The sequence below is a fragment of the Paenibacillus sp. MDMC362 genome (genome assembly GCF_003269305.1).
GTDB lineage: Bacteria > Bacillota > Bacilli > Paenibacillales > Paenibacillaceae > Paenibacillus_AQ.
This window is the reverse complement of the sequence record NZ_QLYT01000042.1, coordinates 1-24,765: the sequence shown is the minus strand read 5'-3', so window position 1 is coordinate 24,765 and position 24,765 is coordinate 1. Positions and strand designations below refer to the sequence as shown.

Sequence of the window (24,765 nt, the reverse complement as noted above, 5' to 3'; positions counted from 1 at the left end):
AAGTTTTGGAATTTTAATATAAAACTGCATTTCAGTTGATAGAATGGCTTAAATATGTTGTGAACAGGAGAGATGGTATGAATCCAACGAATAGAATGACGATTACCGTGCTTGCCACCAGCGACTTACACGGACATCTGTACCCTACGGATTACCGGACGCGGGACGAAAGGGATATGGGACTCGGCAAGCTGGCGTCCCTGATCCGTGAAGAGCGGCTTATCCATCCGGATCTGCTGCTGATCGATAACGGAGATTTGATTCAGGGCTCTCCGCTGGCTTCCTATGCAGTTAAAAGCAGAGCGGATATCCATCCGATGATTGGTGCGCTGAATGAGCTGGGCTGCGATGCAGCCGTTCCGGGTAACCATGAATTCAATTACGGTATGGAGACGCTTGAAAAAGCGGTGCAGGATTCCCGGTTTCCTTGGTTGTCAGCCGGAATCCGGTTGCAGGATAGCAAGGAGCCCGCCTTTGGAAAGCCTTATTTAATCAAGCACATCGGTGGCATCCGGGTGGCGGTTATGGGTGTGACGACACACTACATTCCAAGCTGGGAGAATCCGTCCCACATTCAGGGTCTCGAATTCCAAGACGCATTGGAAACCGTGAAGGAATGGGTGCCGCGCATTCGTCTAGAGGAGCAACCTGATGTGATGATCGTGGCGTACCACGGCGGATTTGAGTGCGATTTGGAAACCGGGGAGCCGGCGGAGAGCATCACCGGGGAGAACCAGGCTTATGCCATGTGTGTCGAGGCGAAGGGCATCGATGTGCTCATTACCGGGCATCAGCATCGATTGCTGGCCACGCAGGTGCACGGAGTGACGGTTGTCCAACCCGGCTTCAATGGACAGGCCATCGGCAAGATCCGTGTGGATTTGGTTAAGGAACAGGAACGATGGAAGGTTGTAGAAAAACGGGCCGAGTTGCTGCGACCGGACACAGGGACGACGATTGACACAGTCGTGTTAGCTTCCAGCCGGCAAATGGAGGAACGGACCCAGGCATGGCTCGACGAGCCGATCGGACGAGTCGAGGGGGACATGGGCATATACGATCCTACAGCCTGTCGGCTGGCGGAGCATCCGTTTATCGAGTTTATCCATCGCGTGCAGATGGAATATGCGGGAGTCAACGTTTCATGCGCGTCATTACTCAGTGAAGATTCCAAGGGGTTCGGAGAGGTTATTACAAGACGGGATATCCTTACGAATTTCTTATATCCGAATACGTTGGTCGTTCTTCGTCTGACCGGACGCGACATCCGGGACGCGCTGGAACAGACAGCTTGTTATTTTACGGTCGGCCCGGGTGGGATTCCTGCCGTGAACCCGGCATATGTGAAGCCGAAACCGCAGCACTATAATTACGACATGTGGGAAGGCATTGAATATACATTAAACATTGCATGCGCGCCGGGATCAAGGGTCATCAGTTTAAAATATAACGGTGCAGACTTGCTTGACGAGATGGAGCTGGATGTGGTCCTGAACAGCTACCGGGCCAGAGGAGGAGGGGATTACATAATGTTCCAAGGGAAGAGAGTGATACGGGAGATACTGATCGACACCGCTGAGTTAGTGGAACAGTATATCTCGGAGCGCGGAAGCATCCCAGCAGCTTGTAATGACAATTGGAAAATTGTCATAGAGAGGCAATAGCTTGGTGGTGATTGTTAACTTAAGAAGAGGCTATAAATCGATCAACTTGTGTCGCGGAACAGTCCTTACCATGGCGGCTTGCGTACGAATTTATTTAGCCCTCTTGACTTTATACCTAACTAGAGAGTTTATACTCTAACCAACTAATCAAGATAGAGGGTGAAAGCATTGTTTAAAATCAGCGAGTTTTCCAGGCTGAGCCGAATTCCGTTACAAACGCTTCGCTATTATGATCAGCTCGGAATCCTGAAGCCGGCCATGACCGATGAATCGACGGGATATCGGTATTATTACGCCGAACAACTACTGGAGATCAACCGTATCGTCATATTTAAGGAATTGGGGTTTACATTACAGCAGATCGCAAAGCTCCTTCATGAAGATATATCAACAGAACAGATTCGCGGTATGCTGAGGCTCAAGGAGAGTGAAATTGAACGGCATCTTGATATGGAGCGCTCTAGGCTTGTCCGGGTAAAAGAAAGGATGCAGCTCTTGGAACGTGAAGGAAAAGTAAATAAAAAACAAGAGGTTGTCTTGAAGCGCGCTGAAGCCATGCACATGATCACGTATGCTTCCCATGGCACCGTTGAGGATATCCCAAGCCTTTTCGAAATGTTCGATGGGCTGCATGCTGGCCGATCCAAGTCTCTATTATACGGTCCGCAGACGTTGTTGTGGAACGTATCCGGCAGCAAGGAGCATGTGTTTGAGTTCGAAGCTGGTTATGCCGTGAAATCGAACACCATGAAGCTGCCGGAGCATCTCCAATATCGACTTCTGCCTTCTGAGACCATGGCCACACTGTTATTCCGCTCGGATTCGGTGTACTCCGAATCGGCTTGCCTGGATCTTGCCGAATGGATTGAGCAGCATGGTTATCTTGTTCGAAGCGACCAGCCCGGAAGAGAAACCTATGTGCCCTTATCAGGTGAGCCGGGGGTTTGTCTCATCGAAATTCAATTACCAATTGAATGCGAAGAGGAACGCGCATGAGTAATAAATGGATCGTTTATTTGCTTGCCCTAGCCGTGTTTCTCATTGGGACGATCGAGTACATCATAAGCGGAATTCTTCCCATCGTAGCGGAAGATCTTGGCATTACGACGTCCACCGCTGGATCATTCGTTACGACATTCGCTCTTTCCGCAGCGATAGGCGCACCCGTAGTGATCGCCGCAACCATCCGGGTGAACCGTAAAAAAATGCTGCTTGTCATGCTCGGCATATTTATTTTCAGCAGCTGTCTCGTCTATGTCAGTGACACACTTGAAATGATGCTCCTGACTCGAATAATCCAGGGACTCAGCGGTGGAACTGCCACGGTCATTGCCATGGCCGTAGCCACGCGTATGGTTGAAGAACGGAATCGGGGCCGCGCGATCGGCACCATATTGATGGGACTTAGCAGCTCCCTGGTGCTCGGCGTGCCGATCGGTACGTTCTTGAGCGAAACCATGGGGTGGAGAACCTTATTCATCATCGCTGGCTTGCTGATGGTGATCCCGTTCTTGGCAGTCGTTTCCAAGGTTCCGTCCATTACGGAGCAAAAAGCCATTACTCTTAGAATGCAGCTGTCGATATTAAAAGATAAAAAAATGGTGCTGGCTGTAGTCATTACGCTGTTCTATATCGGAGGATACTCATCGCTATTTACGTTTATATCCCCCTATCTTCAGCGGAATAGTGATTTATCCGCAACAGCGCTTTCCGGTATTCTATTGATATCGGGGATATGCAGCTTTGCTGGCTCCAAATTCGGAGGGGGGATGGCGGATACGAAGGGGTCCAGATTCACGATCTACGCCGGACTGTCCATCCAAGCGGGAACGTTGCTGCTGTTGTCTTGGCTCAGCGGCTCGATCTACGCTGTTGTTCCATTAATCATGTTATGGATGGCCGCCACATGGGCGACATCTCCAGCACAGCAGCTATATTTAGTTACCCTGGTTCCGCAATCGCCGGATATTGCCTTAAGCGTCAACACTTCGTTTATCCAATTTGGCTTCGCCCTCGGCTCAGGAATCGGCGGATTGGTGATCAGCAGTTCCTCCATTGACAATCTGGGTTGGTCCGGGTTTGTCATGGTTATGCTGGCGCTCTTGCTAGCAGTTCGATTGTTCGCTAATGGGAAAAATAACTATGACAACCCTTGTCACTATTAGCAGATATGATGCGTTTAAGGATGATTATCTTACATCCTATCCATCAAATATTGAACTAAATTTCTTAGGAAGGGATGAACCAATCATGTATACAACCGTTTCAGATTTTATTACAGAATGGGAGAAAGAAGCGGAATTAACGCAAAAGGTGTTAGACAGTTTGACGGATGAATCATTACGGCAGCAGGTATATCCTGAAGGCAGGACGCTGGGGAGAATTGCTTGGCATTTCGTAACGAACACCCCTGAATATTTGACTGAATTCGGGCTTGTTCTCGATCAGGTGGAAGCTTCTGATAATGTACCCTCCGCGAAACAAATCGCCGAGACCTTTAGAAAAATAAGGTCAGAAGTAGCGTCGGCTCTTGAAGCACAATGGACGGATGAAACTTTAAAACAAATTCAAAATGCCTTTGGACGTCAGGAATCAAATGCTGCCATCTTTATGGGATTGATTAAGCACATTGCTCATCATAGAGGGCAGGTCACCGTTCTTATGCGTCAGGCGGGATTGAATATCCCTGCGGTATATGGTCCTTCAAAGGAAGGTTGGATACAAATGGGAGTCGCAAACCCGCCGCTTTGAACATGAATGAACTCGTATAACAAGAACATACACGCAATAAAGTCGCGAACATTCGCGGCTTTTTTGGTTTACCGATGTAATTACATGAACAATTTCATCCCTGTATTTCAGTTTTTATAGTAAAATGGAATTTGCGGGTTTTACCATAGATGAGTGTCGTGACTTTATGGAAGAGGAGTTATTGAGGCAAGTGAAAAAGTTATATTCAACATGGTTCGGAAGTTATTGGAGCCCTTATCTGGTTATGGCTCTGGCCGGTATTCTCAGCGCGGTTTACTTTGGAATCACCCATACGGTATGGGCGGTAACCGGTGAGTTTACCCGTCTCGGGGGACATATTCTGGAATTCATCGGGGTGGATGTGTCGGATTGGGCGTATTTCGACCTCGTACATATGAATGGAACGACTTGGACGCGGACCGACGGCTGGATCGTATGGGGCATGTTTATCGGAGCCCTCATTACGATTCTGCTGAGCAGCAATTTCAAGATCCGAATGCCGAGACAGAAACGGCGGTACGTTCAGGGATTTGCCGGAGGAATCATCGCGGGCTTCGGAGCCCGGCTGGCTCTGGGCTGCAATCTCGCAGCCTTTTTTACCGGCGTCCCACAATTCTCCCTTCATTCCTGGATCTTTATCGTTGCAACCGGCGCGGGCACATTCTTAGGTGCTCGGCTGGTTAACACCAGATGGTGGAAAGGGAAGCCCGTCCTGAAAAAGGGCGGTACCGCGTCTTCCGTTAAAACGGGTAAGAACAGGCAACCCCTGTTGGGGGGCCTGCTAGGTCTTGCGTACATCGCGCTGATCGTATACTTCTACGCAACTGGTCGCACTATGCTGGGGACAGCCGCCCTTTTCGGAGCAGCATTCGGTATTCTGATCGAACGGGGGCAGATCTGCTTTACTTCCGCTTTCCGCGATCTGTGGATCAGCGGCCGGGCTACGATGACAAAAGCGATTGCCGTCGGTATGGCGGTCAGCTCAGTCGCTACACTAATCGTTATTCTTGTATACGGTCTGGACCCGATTACAAAAATTGCCGCCCCAAGCACCTTTATCGGCGGATTGCTCTTCGGCCTGGGCATTGTTATGGCCGGCGGTTGCGAGACCGGCATGATGTACCGGCTGATGGAGGGACAAGTTGTCTTTTTACCCGTGTTTATCGGCAATATAATAGGTGCAACCGCTTTGGCATATGCATGGGATCATATGGGGGTATTTAACCTTCTTGTGAAGAGCGGCTCGCCTATCAACCTGATCACCGTCATGGGTCCGGCGGCTGCATTGTTGATTACGCTGCTTGTACTCGGGGGCGGATTCGCTGTCGCCGCATACTGGCAAAAAAACTACCGCTTCGGCGTTGGATTCAAGAAAGGGGATGCAACCCATGTCCGTTGATTTCACACTGGATCTCCGGGGGGAATCTTGTCCTTACCCGGTCATTTACACCCTCGAAACACTCCGTGATATGAAAAAAGGGCAAACGCTTCAGGTTATTTCGGACTGTCCATCCGCTTTTCGGAACGTGCCGGAGGAAGTCGTTAAACACGGCTATACTATGGCACAGGAGCCGGTCAAAAACGGCCAGGAATTCAGCCTGTTTATCCAGGCGTAATACGATGATCATAATTGCGTAAACAGCCTCCCTACTAGAAGGGAGGCTGTTTCGTATTATCAGGGTAGCCGGAATCTTAAGTCACTACATATGACATTTTCCTTCTTTCTTGTTAAAATAAAAAGATAAGTCTTTTTCAAAACGGAGCGACGGTATTTGCTGGATGTTTTGTATACTGAGGAAGGGAACGTATGTTTATGAAGGAGAACAAAACCAAAGTTAAAGATATGTTGAATACCATGGCGCGAAATGGATGGAGAGTGACGGAACAACGAAGAACATTAGCCCAAATCTTCGCCGATCACGATGGCTATTTATCGCCCAAAGATGTCTACGATCAAATGTCCGTTCATTACCCAAGCATGAGTCTGGATACAGTTTATCGTAATCTTCGTATGTTAAGTGAGATGGGGGTTTTGGAACATTTCTACTTTATGGACGGAGGTTTAAAATTCAAAGAGAACTGCCTGACTCACCACCATCATCATCTGATTTGCGTCAATTGTGAAAAAACGCTTCCCTTTGACTACTGCCCAATGGACCATGGTCTTGAATTACCCGGGGACTACAGAGTCTTGCGACACCGGTTTGAGGTCTATGGGATATGTGAAGTATGCCAGGCACTGGAGAAAGAAGTGACTATGGAATAGAAGACATGATATTCATTAAGCATGGTCCCGTCCTAAGGAACCATGCTTTTAAACTTGTTGTGGTGGGGAGTCATTATTCTTATACTGATTAATCACTTTGCGCAAAGCCTGCCATCCCATTAGCGCACAGTTATGCCGAGCTCTAAACGAATGAACCCCTACTAACGAAAGTGACTAAGAGGTCTGTTGTTTAAATCGATTATTTCTTAGGTGGCTACGCAGCCTGCAAACTGTTCATGGAACCAGTTCGCGTCAAGATTACGACCGATCACAACAAATTCGCTGGTTGGCACTTCATCTGGTCTCCAGTCCCTGTCAGGATATGAACTGAACAGCATATGAATGCCCTGAAAAACGACTCGTTTCTTAACTCCCTTAATGTTGAAAACGCCTTTATATCGGAATGTGTCTACGCCGTGGTCTACCAACCATTCATTGAGAAAACGTTCGACTTTCTTGAAATCAAGAGGTCGAGTTTCCCGAAAGAAAATAGAGGTTACTTCATCGTCATGTTCATGATCATGCTCTTCTTCCAGAAATCCAGGTTCGATCTCCAGCTTCTTCTCTAAATCAAAAGCACCTATTCCGAGAATTTGGTTAATGTCAATTTTGGACTGCTGGGTATGATATAGCTTGGCTGCCGAGTTCATTGTACGAAGGCGACGTTCCAGCTTCTGTAGTTCATCTTCAGAAACAAGATCCGTTTTGTTCAGCAAAAGCACGTCTGCAAAGGCGACCTGTTCCTGAGCTTCATGTCCGTCGTCCAAATGCTGCTCAACATGCTTTGCATCCACAACCGTTACAATGGCATCCAACTTGTAAAAATCGGCTATTTCTGGGTCGACAAAGAAAGTCTGAGCAACCGGGCCAGGATCTGCCAAACCTGTCGTCTCGATGAGCACCCGTTCAAAATCTGCTTTGCGATCACCATTTCCCAGCTTCGCATGCCTAAGCTGATTAAGAATACGGATGAGGTCGCCTCGTACCGTACAGCAGATACAGCCATTGTTCATTTCAAAGATTTCTTCATCCGCTCCTACAACAAGTTGGTTGTCGATACCTACTTCGCCGAACTCATTGACAATGACTGCTATTTTTTCGCCATGCTCCGCTGTTAACACATGATTTAGTAAGGTCGTTTTACCGGCTCCGAGAAAACCTGTCAGTACCGTGACGGGAATCCGTGGGTCGGTCTGTTGAATTGACATAAATATCACTCCTCGAGACAGATGTCTTAATTGTAAAAATTACAATTAAGACAAGTATAGAACTCCGTTTTTCTTTTGTCAAACAGCACTTTGAAAACTTCTTCAGATTCACAACAAGATCGAATTAAAGATTGAAACATACTTTATACCTGTGTATAATCGTAATAATTACAATTAAAATGGGAGGGGGAGCTGTTCAACCTCCTCTGTAATATGTATCGATAGACAAGGAGATGTTCTATGACGACTTGGAATTTAAATGAGACTCGCTGTCATTTACTTATATGTAATGGCGGTAGTTGCATGAAGCTGAATGCCGAAGAAGTGACGGAAGCAATCCGGGATGAAATTACTACGCTTGGAGCTGACAATTTCATTCATACTACACGTACTCGATGTAATGGCCGATGTGCGGACGCTTGTGTCGTAATTGCTTACCCAGAAGGGACATGGTATAAATCTATAACCCCTGACCTTGGCAGAGAGCTAGTGCGAAGACATCTTTCGGGAGATTGTTTGGAAGAGCTCATGGTATATTCGTTTGACAGCAAATTCATAGCGTCTGGTCTTTCCGTTAAAGGTAAAGATAAAGCTCCAGCAGCTGGTAGCTAAAAATATAATGACTTTAAGAAGTTGAGTATGGGTGAAAAAGGTTCCTGTTGTTGTTTTGTCTGGTTTTCTGGGGAGCGGTAAAACGACATTGCTATCCAAATTGCTGGATTTTTATGAGAAAAAAGGAGTGCGTCCTGCCATCATCATGAATGAAGTTGGCGATGTCAACCTGGATGGTCAGCTTGTGAATGAGGATGTTCCGTTGCGAGAAATGTTAAGTGGCTGTATCTGCTGCACAATAAGTGGTGATTTGGGAATGGAAATCCAAAAACTGGTGCATGAATCGTCTCCAGATCTAATCATCATTGAAGCTACTGGTGTGGCGAACCCGATCGATATCTTCGAGGCGGTAACAGAGGCAGCACTATTGATTCCAATTGATATCTGCGCGATGATTACAGTGCTAGACGCCGGACATTTCCAACATGGGTATCGGAAAGGGTCTGGAAAGACCTATCATCTCATGAGAGATCAAATCCGATGTGCATCCGTTTTACTGCATAACAAATCGGAGCTTATTAAGATTTCAGACTTGAACGAGCTGAGAAAGATTATTGAATCAATAAATCCTAATGCATTACGGTATGATACCGTTCATTGTCAAATCGATTATTCCGTGCCTGGATACAATCTTTCTAAAAGATACTCTTCCTATTTCTCTTGAGGAATCATATCAAGAGAATACACATCAGCAATCTGTATGTAACCATAGTCACCATGATCAGCATTCTCAAAATGCCGCTCATGTGCATCATCATTCTTATGATCACGTCATGGTTTATACGCATTACAGGCACCGGACAACGTATGATGTTTCAATTCGCATACAGGCAGTGAGAACTTATTCCGACCAATCCGCAAGGAAAGGTTCAAGACTTAGCTGTATTTATAGGAGAGCAGTTTCCTAAGAATGAGCTAAAAGGGCTGTTGGAACAGTGTGTAACATGCAGTGCCAAATAAATAACCAGGAATGGATATTATGACAGCGAATAAAAAAGACGTAATTGCTGAAATGGATGATACGGTGGCCGTTATGCAGAAAGGAGAAGTTGTTGAATTTGCACCTTGCAAACAGCTGTTTGATTCGCCAAAGCATGAATACACCCGTCGTTTATTCCATGTCAGAATAGACTTTAACGCGTGCTCGCATGTTGCTGGATAAAGGCTTAAACGAAACCGGGAAGATATCTCATTCTTTGAAATCATTGCAAATAATGAACGTATAACGAGCTTCGAGATATTCTCTAAGGGCTCGTTTTTTAGTGTATTTCAAATGATATGACTCAGCTTACTTGTATTACTAATCCAGTAGGTTGTTAAAATTGTCCACGTAAGGGTACACATAAGGAGTCTCCGGAGCATCGATCCGCTGAATATATTTTCCATCCACTTTCACGACGTCAAGATTATTGTAGTTTGTTTTTCCGATCGTTCCCGTTATTTGAACCCATGTGTCTTTCTGCAAAGTGGCAGCATCATCATCTTCAACGATGATCCCGTAGGGAGTGGCGTCAGCAGAACAACATTGGACGGCCAGCCTGGAGAGGATAAACTGATTAGCGGCCATATCGGGTTCCCGATAGACAAACCCTGTAAGCTCAACCTTCTTTCCAGTCAGAGCGTCAGCGTATAGACTGAAAGTTGTCAGGTATTCCATAAAACCAGTGTCATTTACGGTGATATAAGGAAGCTCGTTGATTTTCTTGCCGAACTCCGCAAAGTCCTCTAAATGCTCATATTCGGGAAACGGTTCAGGTTCCATTGGAATTTCTTGTTCAGCATCGAACGAATCCTTTCCTTCGGGTTCATCTGACGGAACGTCTTTTTGCAACTCCGCATCCAGTCGAGCGGGGGTTAAATTCATCCCTTTTATCGAAGCGACATTACTGGCCATGATGGTATTGGGAAGGAGAAATCCCAGCAGTAACGGAAAGATGAACAATGAATAAATCCCGACATTCCATTTAAGGGATTTCGGCGGATTGCATTGGCACTCACACATGACGCTGCGTTTTCGGACAGTTTGCATGCCCAGGTATGCTTGACTGACACTGAGAAGAAAAAGCCCGACTGCAGCTAACTGGATAAAGATTTTCATTCTGGGTGCAATATAATACATTAACGTCCCCGTCTTGACGAGATAGACAATATAACATAAAAAGATGAGCAGGATGATCGCCCGTATCCAATAATGGACGGCTTCATTACGCTGGTGTTTCACTTGATATACTCCTCCTTCAGAACATCATTTGTCCAAGCGCAATCGAGAGAATCAAGACGGTAACGCTTGTAAGAACGATCAGAAATATGACAAAGCGTTTCTTGAAGACAGAGAGCAGCATCAATGTGCTCTTGAAATCCACCATAGGCCCGAATACAAGGAAGCTAATGATAGAGGATACGGAGAATGTCTGCAGGAATGATGAAGCTACAAAAGCATCCGAAGTAGAGCAAATCGACAATATAAAGGCAAATGCCATCATGAACAGATGGGAGCTTAACTCACCTTGTCCAAGTTGTATGAGAAGTTCTCTGGGGATAAATGACTGAATAGCTGCCGTTATAATGGAACCGATAATCAAATATTTCCCCATGTCAAAAAACTCGTGAGCGGCATGATCCATCATGGAGAGGAATTTGTTCTGGGAGTGTCCGTGTGAAGCGTCATTTGCATTGGAATGCCGGGCGGTTTGAGCGCTTTTCAATGGATTGCCCGATACAAATTTATAGACGACAAGCCCGATGATCAAACCAACGACCAAAGCCAGGCCCATTCGGGAATAAACGATCTCTGGCTGTAAACGAAAGGCTTGGTACGTTGAGGCATAAACAACAGGGTTAACGATCGGTCCAACCAGTATAAAAACAATCCCGATGTAAAGTGGCATCCCCATCACCATGAGTCTGCGAACAATAGGGATCATGCCGCATTCACAGACCGGGAAGATAATGCCTAGCGTACAGGCGAATATAATGCCTAGGACCGGATTTTTCGGGCAGAACCGAGCGATCCATTGTTCTGACAGGAACAGCTGCATGAGTGACGAGACAAATACACCGATCAGGATATATGGCAATGCCTCCAATACGATGCTGATTAGCATCGTTTTAAATGTCTGGATTTTGTCCATATCGGGGACTGGAAAACTTAAGTTTGAGATGACGTCTGGAAATAATGCAACATAGATGATACTTAGAATGATTACGACAAATGCCAGATTGAGTCCGGACTTTGAAAGCCACTTACGCAAAACAGTTCCTCCTATATATAGACAGCTGCTGGAGAAGTGTGAATAATGTACCGATTTTCAGATATGTATTTTACCTAATACGTAATAATTATCATTAAATCATGAAAGGCAGTCAATTGACAACATCTTTCGTTCCATTTGGGTTTCTCTCGATTTATGGTGGAATAGATAATTTTTGTGGTAAGCGCCGTTTTATGTTGTGTGAAATGAGTGCAAGTTTTTGATACGGCATGTCGTAATTTGCGCTTGTTAAATGAGATGGGGCATCGGAGCATCCTTATTTTCTAGATGGAGAGTTGAAAAATTAAGGTTGATGTTTTCCCATTACCATCGAGCCTGAAAGTTGACAGATATAAATGAATACTTTAATATTCATTCATGATGTATTTCGTAATTCTTACGAATAAAAATTTTCAAGGAGTCAAATGACTCGGAAAGAAGAGGACATCAGATGCAAAAAGGGATACATCCCAACTTTCAGAAAGTCATATTTCTGGACGCGAGCGTAGGCTATACATTTCTTAGCGCCTCCACAAAGACTTCTTCAGAAACCATGGAATGGGAAGACGGTCATACCTATCCTGTGATCCGCGTAGATTCGAGCTCCGCGTCTCACCCTTTCTTCACAGGCAAACAGAAAAATACTGAGATCGGCGGTCGCGTCGATAAGTTCAAGAAACGATTAGGTTATAAAAAGTAGTCGAAAAGGGCTGCCTATATGTGACAGCGTGAAGTGAATTATCACGCTGTCTTTTTTTTACTGAAAATGTACGAATAAAAGGGGATACACTGTTCATTTCCGCTCGTCACGGGAAAAAGGTAACACTTATCGATCGGATTGGGCATTAGACGGATAAGATAAGCAGAGATCCATGCACCGATCAATCTTGTTGTGTTGAAGACTTACATTTTCGCAGCCGGACGATAACAGGAGACCAGGGAATTCATTTTAGTTATTTTATTCCATTGACATTTCAAAGAAAGCTAAATTATAATCCTAATCGTAACAATTACGATAAATATGTATAGTTTCTGGTTGTACGGTTTGCGTAAAAGCTATAGATATTTATCAGTGTTCAATTTCGTAATAATTACATATAAAGGAGCTAAAATGACACACAGGCAGTACCTTAAGCTCTCCATTCCTCTCATTATAACCGGTCTGTCCGTCCCCATGCTGGGAGCGGTTGATACAGCCGTTGCAGGTCGTTTGGGGGATCCGTCCTATATTGGTGGAGTAGCTGTGGGAACATTAATATTTAACAACCTGTATTGGTTATTCGGTTTTTTAAGAGTAAGTACCACGGGGTTTACGGCTCAAGCGGCTGGAGCCAAGCACGACGAGCAGCTTGCATATGCCTTCATCAGACCTCTGCTGATCGCGATTTTGTTAGGCGTGGTGTTCATCACGGCACAAAAGCCCATTTTGCTGGCTGCCATGCACCTCATTGGGGGCAGCGATGCAGTGCTCCAGCAAGCTGGAATCTATTTTGACATACGAATTTGGGGAGCTCCCTTCGCGCTTCTGAATTATACCATTACGGGTTGGCTGATTGGGGTGTCGAAGGTTAAATTGACCTTGGTTTCTCAATTGTTCGCAAATGTGCTAAATATGCTCCTTGGAATATGGTTAGCCGTGCAGTTGGACTGGGGAGTTGCTGGTATTGCAGTTGCCACCTTGGTGTCTGAAATAATCAGCGTAGCAATTGGCTTCGTGATCATTCGATACAGCAAGCAATTCGCACTAGTTCATCTCCAGATAAGAGAACTGTTTGATCTTTGCCATATTAAAAAAATGGTGATTGTGAATCGCGACCTTTTCCTACGTACGATTTGCTTATTGGTGATGACCAGCTTGTTTATGGTTCAAGCGGCTCGAATGGATGAAACAGTATTGGCAGCCAACGCCATATTGCTGCAGCTCCATTATTTGCTAGCCTATGTGTTCAGTGGCTTGGCTAATGCCTCCAGCATTGTTGCTGGACAGGCTGCAGGTGAAGGAAATATCAATGGTTATCGGACTGCGTTGAAATTATCAGCAGTCTGGGGAGCGCTCTTTGCCGTGTTGATGGGGCTTGTGCTCATCGTTGATCCGTTAGACTTTGTGTCATGGTTTACGGGCGACCTACAGGTACAGTTGGCCGTGCGGGAACATATGTTTTGGATCGCGCTATACAGTATAGCCGGTGTATGGGGGTTGCAACTGGAAGGCATATTTTCAGGGGTAACACAGGCTTGGGCCATTCGCAACGGCATCTTTATATCGCTGCTCATCTACATTCCCGTTAACTGGATAGCAGGGTTGTCGTGGGGTAGTCACGGCATATGGCTGTCTTTCGTTATCTTTCATTTGATGCGTACTGTTTGTACCTCCATGTACACCGGGAGAGTACAGCGGTCGATATACTCATCTTAATTACATCTACTACAATTATATTCAGGAGGATTCATGAAAAAGAAACTTTTACTTGCTATGTTTACGTTACTGATTGTATTAACAGGCTGCAGCCAGGCTAGCAAGAATAACCCTGCGGCAGTGGACAAGAACGAACTAGTGTTTGCCAGCACCAAAGATATTCGCGATATTAATCCGCATCTGACGGGTGGCGAACTCGCTGCACAAAATATGGTTTTTGAATCTCTGGTCATGAATACACCGGAGGGCGTTAAACCCAAGCTTGCTGAGAAATGGGAGATCTCGGAGGATGGTTTGACCTATACGTTCCATTTAAGAAAAAACATCAAATTCAGCGATGGTGAACCGTTCAATGCGGAGGCCGTCAAGAAAAATATTGATGTCGTCGTAGCCAACTATGAGAAGAATGCCTGGCTGAATCTGGTGCAGGTTATTGATTCAACTAAAGTTGTCGATGAATATACGTTTTCCTTGACACTAAAAACACCATATTATCCGACGTTGGAGGAGTTGGGGCTTACGCGTCCTTTCCGAATGATCTCCCCTAAATGTTTCATCGACGGAACAACAGCGAATGGCGTCAATGGTTATGCAGGCACGGGACCCTATATATTGGCCGAGCATAAAGACAATCAATACGCGTTGTTTAGTGTCAATGAGAACTATTGGGGAGATAAACCGAAGATTCAGCATGTTCGTTGGAAGGTCATGCCGGATCACCAGACGATTCTACTTGCTCTGCAGAACGGCGAGATTGATCTCATATTTGGCGCGGACGGCGACATGCTAGATGCTAATGCCTTCTCCTCCCTGCAAGACGAGGGCAAGTATGTAACGAAGATCAGTCCGCCATCCGGTTCGCGCTCGATATTGCTGAACAGCAAGCGAGAAGCAACTTCTGACAAACTGGTTCGCGAGGCATTGCAATATGCCATTAACAAACAAACGATCGCGACCGGCATTCTCAACGACACGGAGCAAATTGCGGATGTCCTGATGTCTAAATCCACTCCGTACGCCAACATTGAGCTTAAGGTTCGTTCCTATGACACCCAGAAGGCCGAAGCTTTGCTGGATCAAGCAGGGTGGGCAAAATCAGACGATGGCTACCGTTATAAGGATGGGAAAAGGCTTAACCTGATGCTGTCCTATAATTCTGATAATGCGCAGGAGAAAACGATTGGGGAATCGATGCAAAATGATCTCAAAGCGATTGGCGTTGAGCTTGAACTGTTGGGTGAAGAAAAGCAAGCCTATTTCGACCGTCAAAAATCCGGTGAATTCGATTTGCAATACTCTTTATCCTGGGGCTTGCCTTATGATCCACAAACCTATGTGTCAACCTGGCGTGTGCCTTCGCATGGTGATTATCAGGCTCAGGCAGGTCTGGAAAAGAAGAAATGGCTGGACCAAACGATCAGCGATGTTCTCGTTGAGCAGGACGAAACTGCGCGGGCGGAGAAATATGAGCAAATATTCAGCTATGTGAATGAAGAGGCTGTGTATCTGCCGTTGACTTATTCCGTTGTCAAAGCGATTCATGCCGAACAGCTTAAGGGCGTTTCCTTCAATGTATCGCAATATGAAATCCCGTTTGAGCTCATGTATTTTGAGTAAGCAGAGAGTGAGTCCTTTATGAAACAGTATGTAATAAAACGCATAGCAGGTACCGTTCCGCTCCTGCTGCTGGTTACCTTCTTGGCGTTCATTCTAATTAATTTAAGAACTAGTGATCCGGCAGAGATTGCTCTGCGTGTAAATCAGATTACCCCGACCGAGGAACTGGTCCAGAGCATGCGCGAAGAGCTCGGACTTGACGATCCTTTTCTTATCCGATATAAAAACTGGATTATGGACAGCTTTCAAGGGAATTTGGGTACCAGCTACGTCAATAAAAAGCCTGTATTGGAAGAAATGCGTCAAGCGATTCCTCCAACGCTTGAATTAGCGGGGGCTACACTTATAATTATTGTCCTTTTCAGCGTTTCCATCGGGATAATCTGCAGCATCTTCGAGAATAGATGGCAGGATCGTTTTTTGCGGGGCTTCATCTTTTTGCTGTCAGCGATGCCAAGCTTCTGGATCGGCTTGCTGCTCATGTGGTATTTTTCGGTTTATCTGGGGTGGCTTCCGACAAGCGGGAAGAATGGTCCTTCATCCATTATCTTGCCGGCCGTCACCTTGTCACTAACCTTTTTATCCACCTATGTCAGACTGATACGCAATAATATGATTCAAAATACGCAAGAAAATTTCATTCTTTATGCCAAGCTGCGCGGACTCAAACAGAGCACTGTGATGTGGAAAGTGTTTTCCAATTCGATTCAATCGGCTCTTACCGCGTTCGGCATGTCTATTCCGCGTCTGATTGCTGGGACTGTTGTTGTTGAAAATATATTTGCCTGGCCCGGCATAGGTCGTTTATGCGTCAAGGCTATTTTTAACTCGGATTATCCTGTGATCCAGGCTTATATTCTGATGATGGCCGTTTTATTTATCGTTTGCAATTTATTGGTAGATATTGTGGTCGTGATGATAGATCCACGTTTGCGGAGGGAAGCCAAATGAGTTTTTTCAAGCGTCTTCAACAGGATAAGCTGGGTATCACTTGCTTGATGTTTTTGGGCGTGGTCTCCCTTGCAGGGATCTTCGCCCCTCTAATTGCTCCGCATGATCCGACCTTACTTCAGGTGGATATGAAGCTTGCCATGCCAAGCGCAGAGTACCCGCTCGGGACTGATCATCTGGGAAGATGCTTATATTCACGGATTTTATTCGGCATACGCACCACGTTCTTTTATGCTCTACTCGCTATGAGTGTGACGATTTTTTCCGGGGTCGCATTTGGAATTCTAGCCGGCTATTCGAACGGAAGAGTCCGGGAAGTCATTTTGCGTTTCTGCGACGCTATGCTGTCTTTCCCGTCAGAGGTGATGATTCTAGCTATTATCGGCATATTGGGACCCGGGATTATGAATATCGTGATTGCGAATATTTTGTCCAAGTGGGCCTGGTATACACGGATGATCTATAGCAGCGTTCAGCAGTATCGATCAAAAAACTATGTAAAGTTCGCTCAAGTCCATCAGGCTTCTCCAATCTATATTATGAGAAAGCATATTGTTCCCGGGATCTCCGGTGAAGTAACCACACATTCGACCCTAGAGATGGGCTGGGTGATTCTAAGTATTTCGTCCCTTTCCTTCCTTGGATTGGGCGTGCAACCTCCTGCTCCTGAATGGGGAATGATGCTGAATGAAGCGAAGAATGTGTTGTTCACCCATCCCTGGCAAATGATACCTGCCGGTATTACCATTCTGCTTGTCATCGTCGCGCTAAATTTTCTCGGTGACAGTCTGCAGCAGGCCATGAACTCGAAATCTTACATGGCAAGCCCGAAGCAACAACGCAAGCTATTCCGCTTGGGTGAGGGGAGGAAGATGGTAAGTGACCATACTGACCGTTAAGCATCTTAATATTGTTGATCTCAAGACCCAAAGAAGAATTGTAAAAGATGCTTCCTTCTCGGTGCAAAAAAATTCTTGCCTTGGTATTGTTGGGGAGAGCGGTAGTGGAAAGACGATGACTGTTCGGGAAATTTTGGGTGTGAATCCCCGCTGGATTCAATCTGAAGGAGAGATTATTTTCGAGGGCCGAAATATTTTGAAGGACAACGAAAAACAGCGGAGGTCCATTCGGGGTCTAAAAATCAGTATGATTCTTCAGGATGCAATGACGGCTTTCAATCCCATTGAGAAAATGGGCTTCCAGATGAAACAAACTTTTATGCAGGTATTGGGGGTATCCAGAAGAGAAGCTGAGCGATTGAGTTTGGAAAGTTTGAAAAAATTGAATTTCCCGGATTCGCTTGCCGTTTATAAGAGTTATCCTCATGAGCTGTCCGGTGGGATGCTTCAACGCTGTATGATTGCGATTGCTCTTGTTCTGAAGCCGGACATTATTATTGCGGATGAGCCTACAACAGCTCTAGACTCCATTAATCAATTGGAAGTCGTCAATCAATTTCAGTCCTTAAAGGAAATGACGGGTACCACACTGATCCTCATCTCCCATGACCTGGGAGTGGTGCAGCGGTTGGCCGACAGCGTTATCGTCATGAAAGATGGAGAAGTGTTGGAACAGGGCTCGGTCACTGATGTTTTTAATGAGCCTAAACATGCCTACACCCAATATTTAGTTAGCACGCGCCTGCAGCTTTCAGATAGCTTTATGAACACTTTGCATAGCGGGGGGAACAAAGAGAATGATTACGGTGGAGAATCTCCAGAAAAGCTATAAGGCTGACCGTGGGCTGCGGAATCACACCCAAAAGCATGTACTGACCGGCGTCAGCTTTCATCTGAACGATGGAGACTGTCTGGGCATTGTAGGGGAGAGCGGCAGCGGCAAAAGCACGTTATCCCGGATTCTGCTTGGATTAGAAACCAGTGACGGCGGGACCATTCGGATAGATGGTGTGCCTCATAAAAAGTGGATTAAGCAAAACAAAGGAAAATTCAGTGTCGTGTTCCAGGATTATCGAACCTCCGTCAACCCGAACTGGACCCTGCGGCGAATTATCGAGGAACCGCTTTGTATGCTACGAAGCGGCAAAAACGCTCATGCCGAACATGAAACGATCATTGCAGAGCTGATGGAGCGGGTAGAGCTGCCCCTTGACTATCTAAAGAAGTATCCGCATGAGCTAAGCGGTGGACAGCTGCAACGCGTATGCATTGCGCGTGCCTTGACCACGCGGCCGCGCTATCTTGTTTTGGATGAAGCCATTAGCTCGCTCGACGTTTCTGTGCAATCTCAAATTCTATCCCTTTTAAAGGAGCTCCAGAGGGAGTTTCAATTAACATATTTATTCATAGCGCATGATCTGCAAGCCGTAGCCTATATATGTAATCGCCTAGCCTTTCTGAGGGATGGGGTGATTATTGAGGAGCTTGATTGCAACCATTTTATGTGTGCACAGAGCGAATATGTGAAGTTACTGGTGAACTCGATCCTTCCCTTTCAATCGAGATTCAACCGGACGAGTAGCCACAATGTTAATTCATGATGAAAAGTTTCGATTTCCTATATCTGGGCTGGGATTGACCTTAAGCGTCTAAAGAAATAAGTAGAAGTAACCATGTACCCGATGCTTTCATTGCAGCACACTTGACTCACAAAATATTGAGATAGGTTATTCTTCTGACGTTACATCCAGCATTAGAAGGACTGCGTGGATTTCAAAAAAAGGAAGCTCCTTTTGGGTAGCTTCCTTTTGTTTATTTTGTGTATATGTTCAGATGCTTGCACGGTCTCCAGGACAAAGCTTTATTCATAGTGTTCTCGGTATGAAGATCGCTCAAGGAACACATTAGAGAATGCTTTTGTGTCAATTATGTTTCATGATTTATTGTCGAGGGATAAGAAGAACGTCCCACTGAAAGTTGCTATTTTAGAGGCTTTTTATTTTATCGGTACAAGTTCTTGTCCCGAGCCAATGAAAAGAACTTGTACCGATTGCCGTAGAGGACAAAAACATGTTCCGATTACCTTAGATGAGTATCTAACTATTACCGTTAAGTGCATTATGAACGGTAAATATTTGCCTTGATGCAAAAAGCATGGAGCAGTCCTTATATTGGTTATCAGACGGTACCAGCATGCAATGTACAAGGGTTATCCGTTAATTCTAGTTTCGCAGTTACACATCTTTCACTTCCATTAGATATAGATGAGTTATAAATTAATAGAAATACCCAAAATTGGGTATTTCTATTAATTTATATTCTATCCATAATAATAATAATTAAGTGAGCACTCATAACTATAAGACTCAATAAAATGCTCGATTGAATCACTAAGAAATAAAACTGACTCTAAGGTGGCGACATAAAACTGAGGGGAGGTGATAAAAATCAGAATTTACTTACGGATGCTTTATGACCATGTGTAGCGAGTAATTGGCATCTTTATTTACTAACGAGGAGGTTTGTTAAGAACATGATTGAGCACAAAAATGATACAAAACTTTCCGAAAGTGAAACTGCAGGTCTATTCTTGTTGGAGAGGTCATTGGATTATGTCTACTCGGCCGCGCTTCGGGCTGTAGCTCTCCTTGGCGTTGCGGATCATCTGGTGGACGGGCCGAAGACAGCTGCCGAGCTCGCCCAGCTTACGGAGGCAGATGAGTCGAGTCTTTACCGGGTACTGCGGTTACTCGCTACCAAAGAGGTGTTTCGTCAGAACGAGAGCGGACAGTTCGAGTTGACCGACACAGCCCAACACTTGAGAACGGACGCTCCGTCGTCGCTGCGGTCAGGTGTACTGTGGGTCACCGATGAAGTTATGTGGGGCTCTATCGGCGAGATTGTTCGGAACGTCCGTGGAGATACTTTCAAGAAGATTCATGGTAAGAACTTCTTTGAATACTGGAAAGAGAGGGGGGTGTCGTCTGACGGTTACGATTTCCACTTCGCATATGATTCATTCTCGAATAAAGAGAACGAGTTCCTTGTACGAAATTATGATTTTCCGAATGGCGCAACCGTCGTCGATGTCGGAGGTAATTTAGGCGCCTTGCTGCTGGGGATCTTGCGGAGAAATCCTACGTTGTACGGAATCTTGTTCGATCAGCCGCACGTCGTGAACAGGAACCGGCTCGGGGAGTTGGGCGACGACAAACGTTGGGAAATCGCTCCAGGGGACTTCTTCAAGTCGGTTCCGAATAACGGGGACTTCTACATGCTAAAGTACGTCATACATGACTGGAACGACGAGGATTGCATCCGGATCTTGCGTAACTGCCGAGAGGCGATGGCTCCTGGCGGCCGGGTACTCGTGATGGATCCCGTCATCCCGCCGGGGAATACGCCGCATATAGGTAAATTATTAGACCAACTCCTCATAGGGGTTTGCGAGGGAGGTCGTGAACGAACGGAAGAGGAGTTCCACCGATTGTTCGCCAGGGCCGGCTTACGGCTGAATCGCATCATCGATACCGGCTGCCACATTTCGATCATCGAAGCAGTAGCCGACTGAGGCTCGGGACAGGCTCACTTTAAGGTAGCTCGGATCGGTCATGAAGGTGTGTTTACTTAAATTAGTAGCACACCTTTCCGAGCTGGCTCTGGTAAAACCTTTAGAAGCGTTGCTTAGGACATAGTCTCTTATAATAGATACCCATTTTTGGGTATTTTTTTTGACTGGAATATTGCTTATACTGACTCCAAAGTTGATGTTATTTAATCATTTGACAAAATCATACTTCGTACGATAATAGCAAACCCACCGAAAGGTGGCGACGCAAAGCTAAAGGGGCTAAAGCGGATATCATCATGATCGCGATGCCAGCCAGTTGCCGAATACGACGGAAACCTCCGTCTATTTCAAACACGTTTGACGGGGATTTTTGTGTTTCTACTTTAATCTCGTAAAGGGGGTATGCCGCGCCATATATTATAGTTTACGTTTTAAAAACTAATAGCAACGGAACTGGAACAGGATCGCAGCAGCTAAATGCTCAATAAAACACTTTCCCAAATAGCCATAGCCGGAAAATTGGTATCAGGATAGTTTGGCTCCGTTCGGTACGACATCATCTTTAAAAGATTAGTAGGTGAAATCTACCTTGAGGGGTGATCTCCAATTCGCGTCGCTCTCGTAGGAGGAGGACCGGCAGCAGTATGCATGTTGGAAAGTCTTATTCGTGTCCGTGACCTCCTGAATCCTTATGCATATTTGGACGTAACTGTGTTTGACCCATCGCCAAACCCATGGTGCGGCCCTAATTATGCGCCCGATATGCCCGAGGCCTTAACAAATGTATACACTTCTGACATGTCAGTACGATATTGGGACACGGAGCACGTTGCCGACTGGTTAAAAGCTAACGGCTATGCACACTTTGCAGGCACCATGTTTGCGCCGCGTGCAATAATCGGCAAGTATTTTCAGGATTCAGCGAAAAAATCGATAGCATGCATGAATACTTTCGAATATATACGCGAACAGGCTACTAAAGTGACACTAAGCGACTGTGTTGCCGTAGAAACACCGACACGAAACTACAAGTTTGACTATGTAGTCTTATGCATGGGCGGTGCAACCAGCTCAGATCCCTACGGACTTCAAGGACAAGATAAATTTTTTAGTACACCTTATCCTTTAAAAGAAACCTTGAGTAGCATAGGCGCCGATGAACGCGTAGGAATTATAGGTTCTGGGCTGTCCGCAGTAGATCTTACGCTTGGATTAATGGCAAAGAATCATCGTGGACCTATTACACTCATGTCGCGACGAGGACTTCTTCCTTCGGTACGTCGTCCACCAGTCAAGTACAGTTTGCAGTATTTTACGGTAAAAGGCGTTGAGGATATTGTTGCTGCAAAAGGAAGCTTATCTATCAGGGATCTTATCAAACTAACATACAGGGAGCTTGATCACGCTGGAGCATCAAAACAGGAGATAATCGATGAAGTACTTTCAGAACGCTACGGAATCGATCGATTACGGCTTCAAATGGCACGTTTGGATGACGGCGGGATTGCAAGTCAGCTTTGCATCAAAATACTAGCAACTGCTTGTGAGGACGCGTGGTACTTTCTAAGTTGCGCCGAGAAGAAATTTTTATACAGCAATTTTCGGCACATTGTTTACAGTCTATGTTGTCCCATGCCGAAACATCGTGCAGCTCAAATACTTAGACTTGCCGATTCAGGCCAGCTAAGCATTCTACGGGGACTACGGTCAGTTTCAAAGGATGAACAAGGTCACTTTGTAGCTTTTGCAGAAGGTAACTCAACCATTCGCTTTGATAGAGTATTCTCAGCTATTTCCGGTGAAAGTCGACCCTCTCCGCTGGCTTTGCCACTCATAGAGGGATTGCTGAAAACTGGACAAGCGAGTCCCCATCCCCTTGGCGGTCTCAATGTTGAGCGCACAACCAGTAGACTAATAGATGCCCTCAACCGACCACAGACACAAATATACGCACTTGGTAACACCGTTAGCGGAGCGTTATATATCTTTAACGGGATATTCTTGCTTGCGCGGCGTTCAGCCCATGTTGCCCAATCGATTGTCGAACACCAAAAAGCGACAAAAACAGCACGACACAGCCCCAGGTCGATATACGCATAGCCAAGTCCAGTATCCAGGTCAATGTTGACTATACTTACATCGTGCAATCCATGTGGAAGCAGGTCACGAATTAATCGTGTCACGACAATCTACCGTCTCTCAATAAAAACTTAACTTATAGGAGGTCTTCATAATGCTAGAAACCGAAAAAGACGTTGCAGTTTCTGAAAGTGAAGCGGCGGCACTGTTCTTAATGGAACGGACGGTGGAGTACGCCTACTCAGCAGCACTTCGCGCCGTTGCTCTCTTCGGAGTTGCCGATCATCTGGTTGACGGGCCGAAGTCGGTTGCCGAGCTGGCCGAGGCCACCAAAAGCGACGAGTTGAGGCTCTATCGGATACTGCGGTTGCTTGCTAGTCGGGGGGTGTTCCGTGAGAATGAGAGCGGACAGTACGAATTAACCGCCGCGGCAGAGTTCTTGCGAACGGATGTGCCTCTATCGCTGCGGGCAGGGGTGCTGATGCTCACCGATGAGACATTCTGGCGTCCGAGTGGTGAGATTGACTGGGGTGTCCGTGGTACCCCTCCCTTCAAGCGGATTTATGGAATGTCATTCTTCGACTACTGGGCTCAAAAGGGGGCGTCGGCTGACGATTTCCACGTCGGAATGGCGTCGATGTCGGAGATCGAGAACGAGTTCCTTGCGCGCAGCTATGATTTTCCGGAGGGTGCAACAGTTATTGACGTCGCCGGCGGTTTCGGCCGTTTACTGCTACGGATATTACAAAGAAACCCTACATTGCACGGTATCTTATTTGATAGGCCGCACGTATTGCCTAGGAATCAGCTAGGGGAGCTAGGTGACGACAAACGTTGGGAACTCGTATCAGGAGACTTCTTCGAGTCGGTCCCCCGCGGAGACATCTACGTACTCAAGTACATCTTGCATGACTGGCCCGACGAGCAAGCCACTCGTATCTTACGCAGCTGTCGAGAGGCGATGGCTCCTGGCGGTCGGGTGCTCGTGATGGACCCAGTCATCCCATCGGGGAATACGCCACATACAGGTAAGTACCTGGATCTCCTTTGTATGGCGATCTACGAGGGGGGACGTGAGCGCAGGGAAGAAGAGTTTCGTCGATTGTTAGACGGAGCTGACTTACGGCTGAACCGCGTCATCGATACCGGGTGTTATATTTCGATCGTCGAAGCTGTAGCAAACTGAATTGAAATTCAATGGACTTGCCTAATTGATCAACCTTTGAGAATACGGCCGTGATAAGCGATAACCGCTATCTAATACAGGTATAAGAACGAGGAGGTATTTTATGAATATTTTTGATATCCAAAAAGAGGTAAAGGGATCTGATAGGGAGGCAGCAGGCCTTTCTTTGCTGGAACAGACTCTGGATTTTATCTATCCAGCCACGCTTCGGGCTGCGGCTCTTCTTGGGGTCGCTGACCATCTTGTTGATGGGCCCAAGACGATCGCCGAGTTGGCCCAGGCTACCGAGACTGA

The 24,765-nt window shown here is 46.1% G+C and carries 24 protein-coding genes and 1 riboswitch; of the genes, 21 read left to right on the top strand and 3 right to left on the bottom strand.

The window, feature by feature from the left end:
* The first annotated feature begins 77 nt into the window (after positions 1–77).
* The 7 genes from DP091_RS21280 (at position 78) to DP091_RS21250 (ending at position 6,681) form a co-directional block, all read left to right on the top strand.
* Positions 78–1,664, top strand: coding sequence for a bifunctional metallophosphatase/5'-nucleotidase (locus DP091_RS21280; protein ID WP_113060153.1), 1,587 nt, complete (start codon positions 78–80; stop codon positions 1,662–1,664).
* Between the two features lie 168 nt (positions 1,665–1,832).
* On the top strand, positions 1,833–2,660 hold the full coding sequence (locus DP091_RS21275; protein WP_113060152.1) for a MerR family transcriptional regulator: 828 nt from the start codon (positions 1,833–1,835) through the stop codon (positions 2,658–2,660).
* Positions 2,657–3,829: an MFS transporter gene (locus DP091_RS21270; RefSeq protein ID WP_113060151.1), complete on the top strand. Its 1,173-nt coding sequence runs from the start codon at positions 2,657–2,659 to the stop codon at positions 3,827–3,829. The genes DP091_RS21275 and DP091_RS21270 overlap by 4 nt, the downstream gene beginning before the upstream one ends.
* Positions 3,830–3,914: 85 nt before the next feature.
* On the top strand, positions 3,915–4,415 hold the full coding sequence (locus DP091_RS21265; protein ID WP_113060150.1) for a DinB family protein: 501 nt from the start codon (positions 3,915–3,917) through the stop codon (positions 4,413–4,415).
* Positions 4,416–4,659: 244 nt separating this feature from the next.
* On the top strand, positions 4,660–5,814 hold the full coding sequence (yedE, locus tag DP091_RS21260; protein ID WP_258394647.1) for a selenium metabolism membrane protein YedE/FdhT: 1,155 nt from the start codon (positions 4,660–4,662) through the stop codon (positions 5,812–5,814).
* On the top strand, positions 5,804–6,031 hold the full coding sequence (gene yedF, locus DP091_RS21255) for a sulfurtransferase-like selenium metabolism protein YedF (protein WP_015735163.1): 228 nt from the start codon (positions 5,804–5,806) through the stop codon (positions 6,029–6,031). Before yedE ends, yedF begins: the two co-directional genes overlap by 11 nt.
* Before the next feature lie 191 nt (positions 6,032–6,222).
* Entirely contained in the window at positions 6,223–6,681 is a 459-nt protein-coding gene (locus DP091_RS21250) for a Fur family transcriptional regulator (RefSeq protein WP_113060148.1), read from the top strand.
* A gap of 206 nt (positions 6,682–6,887) precedes the next feature.
* On the opposite strand, the gene DP091_RS21245 is transcribed toward DP091_RS21250, so the two are convergent.
* Complete coding sequence (locus tag DP091_RS21245; protein ID WP_113060147.1) at positions 6,888–7,889, bottom strand: CobW family GTP-binding protein; 1,002 nt, start codon at positions 7,887–7,889, stop codon at positions 6,888–6,890.
* A 240-nt stretch (positions 7,890–8,129) separates the two neighbouring features.
* On the opposite strand from DP091_RS21245, the gene DP091_RS31990 reads away from it, so the two are divergent.
* The 3 genes from DP091_RS31990 to DP091_RS21230 all read left to right on the top strand — a co-directional run bounded on the left by DP091_RS31990 (position 8,130) and on the right by DP091_RS21230 (position 9,663).
* A complete protein-coding gene (locus tag DP091_RS31990) occupies positions 8,130–8,501 on the top strand; it encodes a (2Fe-2S) ferredoxin domain-containing protein (RefSeq protein WP_113060146.1) in 372 nt (123 codons plus the stop codon).
* A gap of 31 nt (positions 8,502–8,532) precedes the next feature.
* Positions 8,533–9,165, top strand: coding sequence for a CobW family GTP-binding protein (locus DP091_RS21235; protein WP_113060145.1), 633 nt, complete (start codon positions 8,533–8,535; stop codon positions 9,163–9,165).
* 315 nt (positions 9,166–9,480) lie between these two features.
* Complete coding sequence (locus DP091_RS21230) at positions 9,481–9,663, top strand: hypothetical protein (RefSeq protein WP_113060144.1); 183 nt, start codon at positions 9,481–9,483, stop codon at positions 9,661–9,663.
* Between the two features lie 138 nt (positions 9,664–9,801).
* Here the strand turns inward: DP091_RS21230 and DP091_RS21225 are convergent, their stop codons facing one another.
* A complete protein-coding gene (locus DP091_RS21225; RefSeq protein ID WP_113060143.1) occupies positions 9,802–10,722 on the bottom strand; it encodes a TIGR03943 family putative permease subunit in 921 nt (306 codons plus the stop codon).
* A gap of 16 nt (positions 10,723–10,738) precedes the next feature.
* Positions 10,739–11,752, bottom strand: coding sequence for a permease (locus DP091_RS21220; protein WP_113060142.1), 1,014 nt, complete (start codon positions 11,750–11,752; stop codon positions 10,739–10,741).
* A gap of 451 nt (positions 11,753–12,203) precedes the next feature.
* Between DP091_RS21220 and DP091_RS21215 the strand changes: the two genes are divergently transcribed.
* From DP091_RS21215 to DP091_RS21165, 11 genes are all read left to right on the top strand, one after another.
* Positions 12,204–12,452: a type B 50S ribosomal protein L31 gene (locus DP091_RS21215; protein WP_113060141.1), complete on the top strand. Its 249-nt coding sequence runs from the start codon at positions 12,204–12,206 to the stop codon at positions 12,450–12,452.
* 411 nt (positions 12,453–12,863) lie between these two features.
* On the top strand, positions 12,864–14,168 hold the full coding sequence (locus DP091_RS21210; protein ID WP_181469893.1) for an MATE family efflux transporter: 1,305 nt from the start codon (positions 12,864–12,866) through the stop codon (positions 14,166–14,168).
* Positions 14,169–14,201: 33 nt separating this feature from the next.
* Entirely contained in the window at positions 14,202–15,785 is a 1,584-nt protein-coding gene (gene nikA / locus DP091_RS21205; protein WP_113060139.1) for a nickel ABC transporter substrate-binding protein, read from the top strand.
* Between the two features lie 18 nt (positions 15,786–15,803).
* Positions 15,804–16,736 carry a nickel/cobalt ABC transporter permease gene (gene opp1B / locus DP091_RS21200; RefSeq protein ID WP_113060138.1) on the top strand — a complete coding sequence of 311 codons (933 nt, stop codon included), beginning with the start codon at positions 15,804–15,806 and terminating at the stop codon, positions 16,734–16,736.
* Entirely contained in the window at positions 16,733–17,635 is a 903-nt protein-coding gene (opp1C, locus tag DP091_RS21195; RefSeq protein WP_113060137.1) for a nickel/cobalt ABC transporter permease, read from the top strand. The genes opp1B and opp1C overlap by 4 nt, the downstream gene beginning before the upstream one ends.
* Entirely contained in the window at positions 17,616–18,467 is an 852-nt protein-coding gene (locus tag DP091_RS21190) for an ABC transporter ATP-binding protein (protein ID WP_181469892.1), read from the top strand. Before opp1C ends, DP091_RS21190 begins: the two co-directional genes overlap by 20 nt.
* Positions 18,433–19,236, top strand: coding sequence for an ABC transporter ATP-binding protein (locus DP091_RS21185; RefSeq protein WP_113060136.1), 804 nt, complete (start codon positions 18,433–18,435; stop codon positions 19,234–19,236). The genes DP091_RS21190 and DP091_RS21185 overlap by 35 nt, the downstream gene beginning before the upstream one ends.
* Positions 19,237–20,168: 932 nt before the next feature.
* Positions 20,169–21,206, top strand: coding sequence for a methyltransferase (locus tag DP091_RS21180; protein WP_113060135.1), 1,038 nt, complete (start codon positions 20,169–20,171; stop codon positions 21,204–21,206).
* Between the two features lie 229 nt (positions 21,207–21,435).
* A riboswitch (cyclic di-GMP riboswitch) is annotated at positions 21,436–21,530 on the top strand.
* A gap of 282 nt (positions 21,531–21,812) precedes the next feature.
* Positions 21,813–23,306: an FAD/NAD(P)-binding protein gene (locus DP091_RS21175; RefSeq protein WP_258394646.1), complete on the top strand. Its 1,494-nt coding sequence runs from the start codon at positions 21,813–21,815 to the stop codon at positions 23,304–23,306.
* A 133-nt stretch (positions 23,307–23,439) separates the two neighbouring features.
* The gene (locus DP091_RS21170; protein ID WP_113060133.1) at positions 23,440–24,471 is read left to right on the top strand and encodes a methyltransferase; all 1,032 of its coding nucleotides are present in this window, start codon (positions 23,440–23,442) and stop codon (positions 24,469–24,471) included.
* 103 nt (positions 24,472–24,574) lie between these two features.
* A partial coding sequence (locus DP091_RS21165; protein WP_373456942.1) for a hypothetical protein occupies positions 24,575–24,765 on the top strand: 191 nt, incomplete at its 3' end.

Excerpts from the sequence above, each read along its gene's own strand:
- DP091_RS21280 (WP_113060153.1), top strand. The coding sequence starts at position 78 with ATGAATCCAACGAATAGAATGACGATTACCGTGCTTGCCACCAGCGAC.
- DP091_RS21270 (WP_113060151.1), top strand. The coding sequence starts at position 2,657 with ATGAGTAATAAATGGATCGTTTATTTGCTTGCCCTAGCCGTGTTTCTC.
- DP091_RS21265 (WP_113060150.1), top strand. The coding sequence starts at position 3,915 with ATGTATACAACCGTTTCAGATTTTATTACAGAATGGGAGAAAGAAGCG.
- yedE (WP_258394647.1), top strand. The coding sequence starts at position 4,660 with ATGGCTCTGGCCGGTATTCTCAGCGCGGTTTACTTTGGAATCACCCAT.
- yedF (WP_015735163.1), top strand. The coding sequence starts at position 5,804 with ATGTCCGTTGATTTCACACTGGATCTCCGGGGGGAATCTTGTCCTTAC.
- DP091_RS21250 (WP_113060148.1), top strand. The coding sequence starts at position 6,223 with ATGTTTATGAAGGAGAACAAAACCAAAGTTAAAGATATGTTGAATACC.
- DP091_RS21245 (WP_113060147.1), bottom strand. The coding sequence starts at position 7,889 with ATGTCAATTCAACAGACCGACCCACGGATTCCCGTCACGGTACTGACA.
- DP091_RS31990 (WP_113060146.1), top strand. The coding sequence starts at position 8,130 with ATGACGACTTGGAATTTAAATGAGACTCGCTGTCATTTACTTATATGT.
- DP091_RS21230 (WP_113060144.1), top strand. The coding sequence starts at position 9,481 with ATGACAGCGAATAAAAAAGACGTAATTGCTGAAATGGATGATACGGTG.
- DP091_RS21215 (WP_113060141.1), top strand. The coding sequence starts at position 12,204 with ATGCAAAAAGGGATACATCCCAACTTTCAGAAAGTCATATTTCTGGAC.
- DP091_RS21210 (WP_181469893.1), top strand. The coding sequence starts at position 12,864 with ATGACACACAGGCAGTACCTTAAGCTCTCCATTCCTCTCATTATAACC.
- nikA (WP_113060139.1), top strand. The coding sequence starts at position 14,202 with ATGAAAAAGAAACTTTTACTTGCTATGTTTACGTTACTGATTGTATTA.
- opp1B (WP_113060138.1), top strand. The coding sequence starts at position 15,804 with ATGAAACAGTATGTAATAAAACGCATAGCAGGTACCGTTCCGCTCCTG.
- opp1C (WP_113060137.1), top strand. The coding sequence starts at position 16,733 with ATGAGTTTTTTCAAGCGTCTTCAACAGGATAAGCTGGGTATCACTTGC.
- DP091_RS21185 (WP_113060136.1), top strand. The coding sequence starts at position 18,433 with ATGATTACGGTGGAGAATCTCCAGAAAAGCTATAAGGCTGACCGTGGG.
- DP091_RS21180 (WP_113060135.1), top strand. The coding sequence starts at position 20,169 with ATGATTGAGCACAAAAATGATACAAAACTTTCCGAAAGTGAAACTGCA.
- DP091_RS21170 (WP_113060133.1), top strand. The coding sequence starts at position 23,440 with ATGCTAGAAACCGAAAAAGACGTTGCAGTTTCTGAAAGTGAAGCGGCG.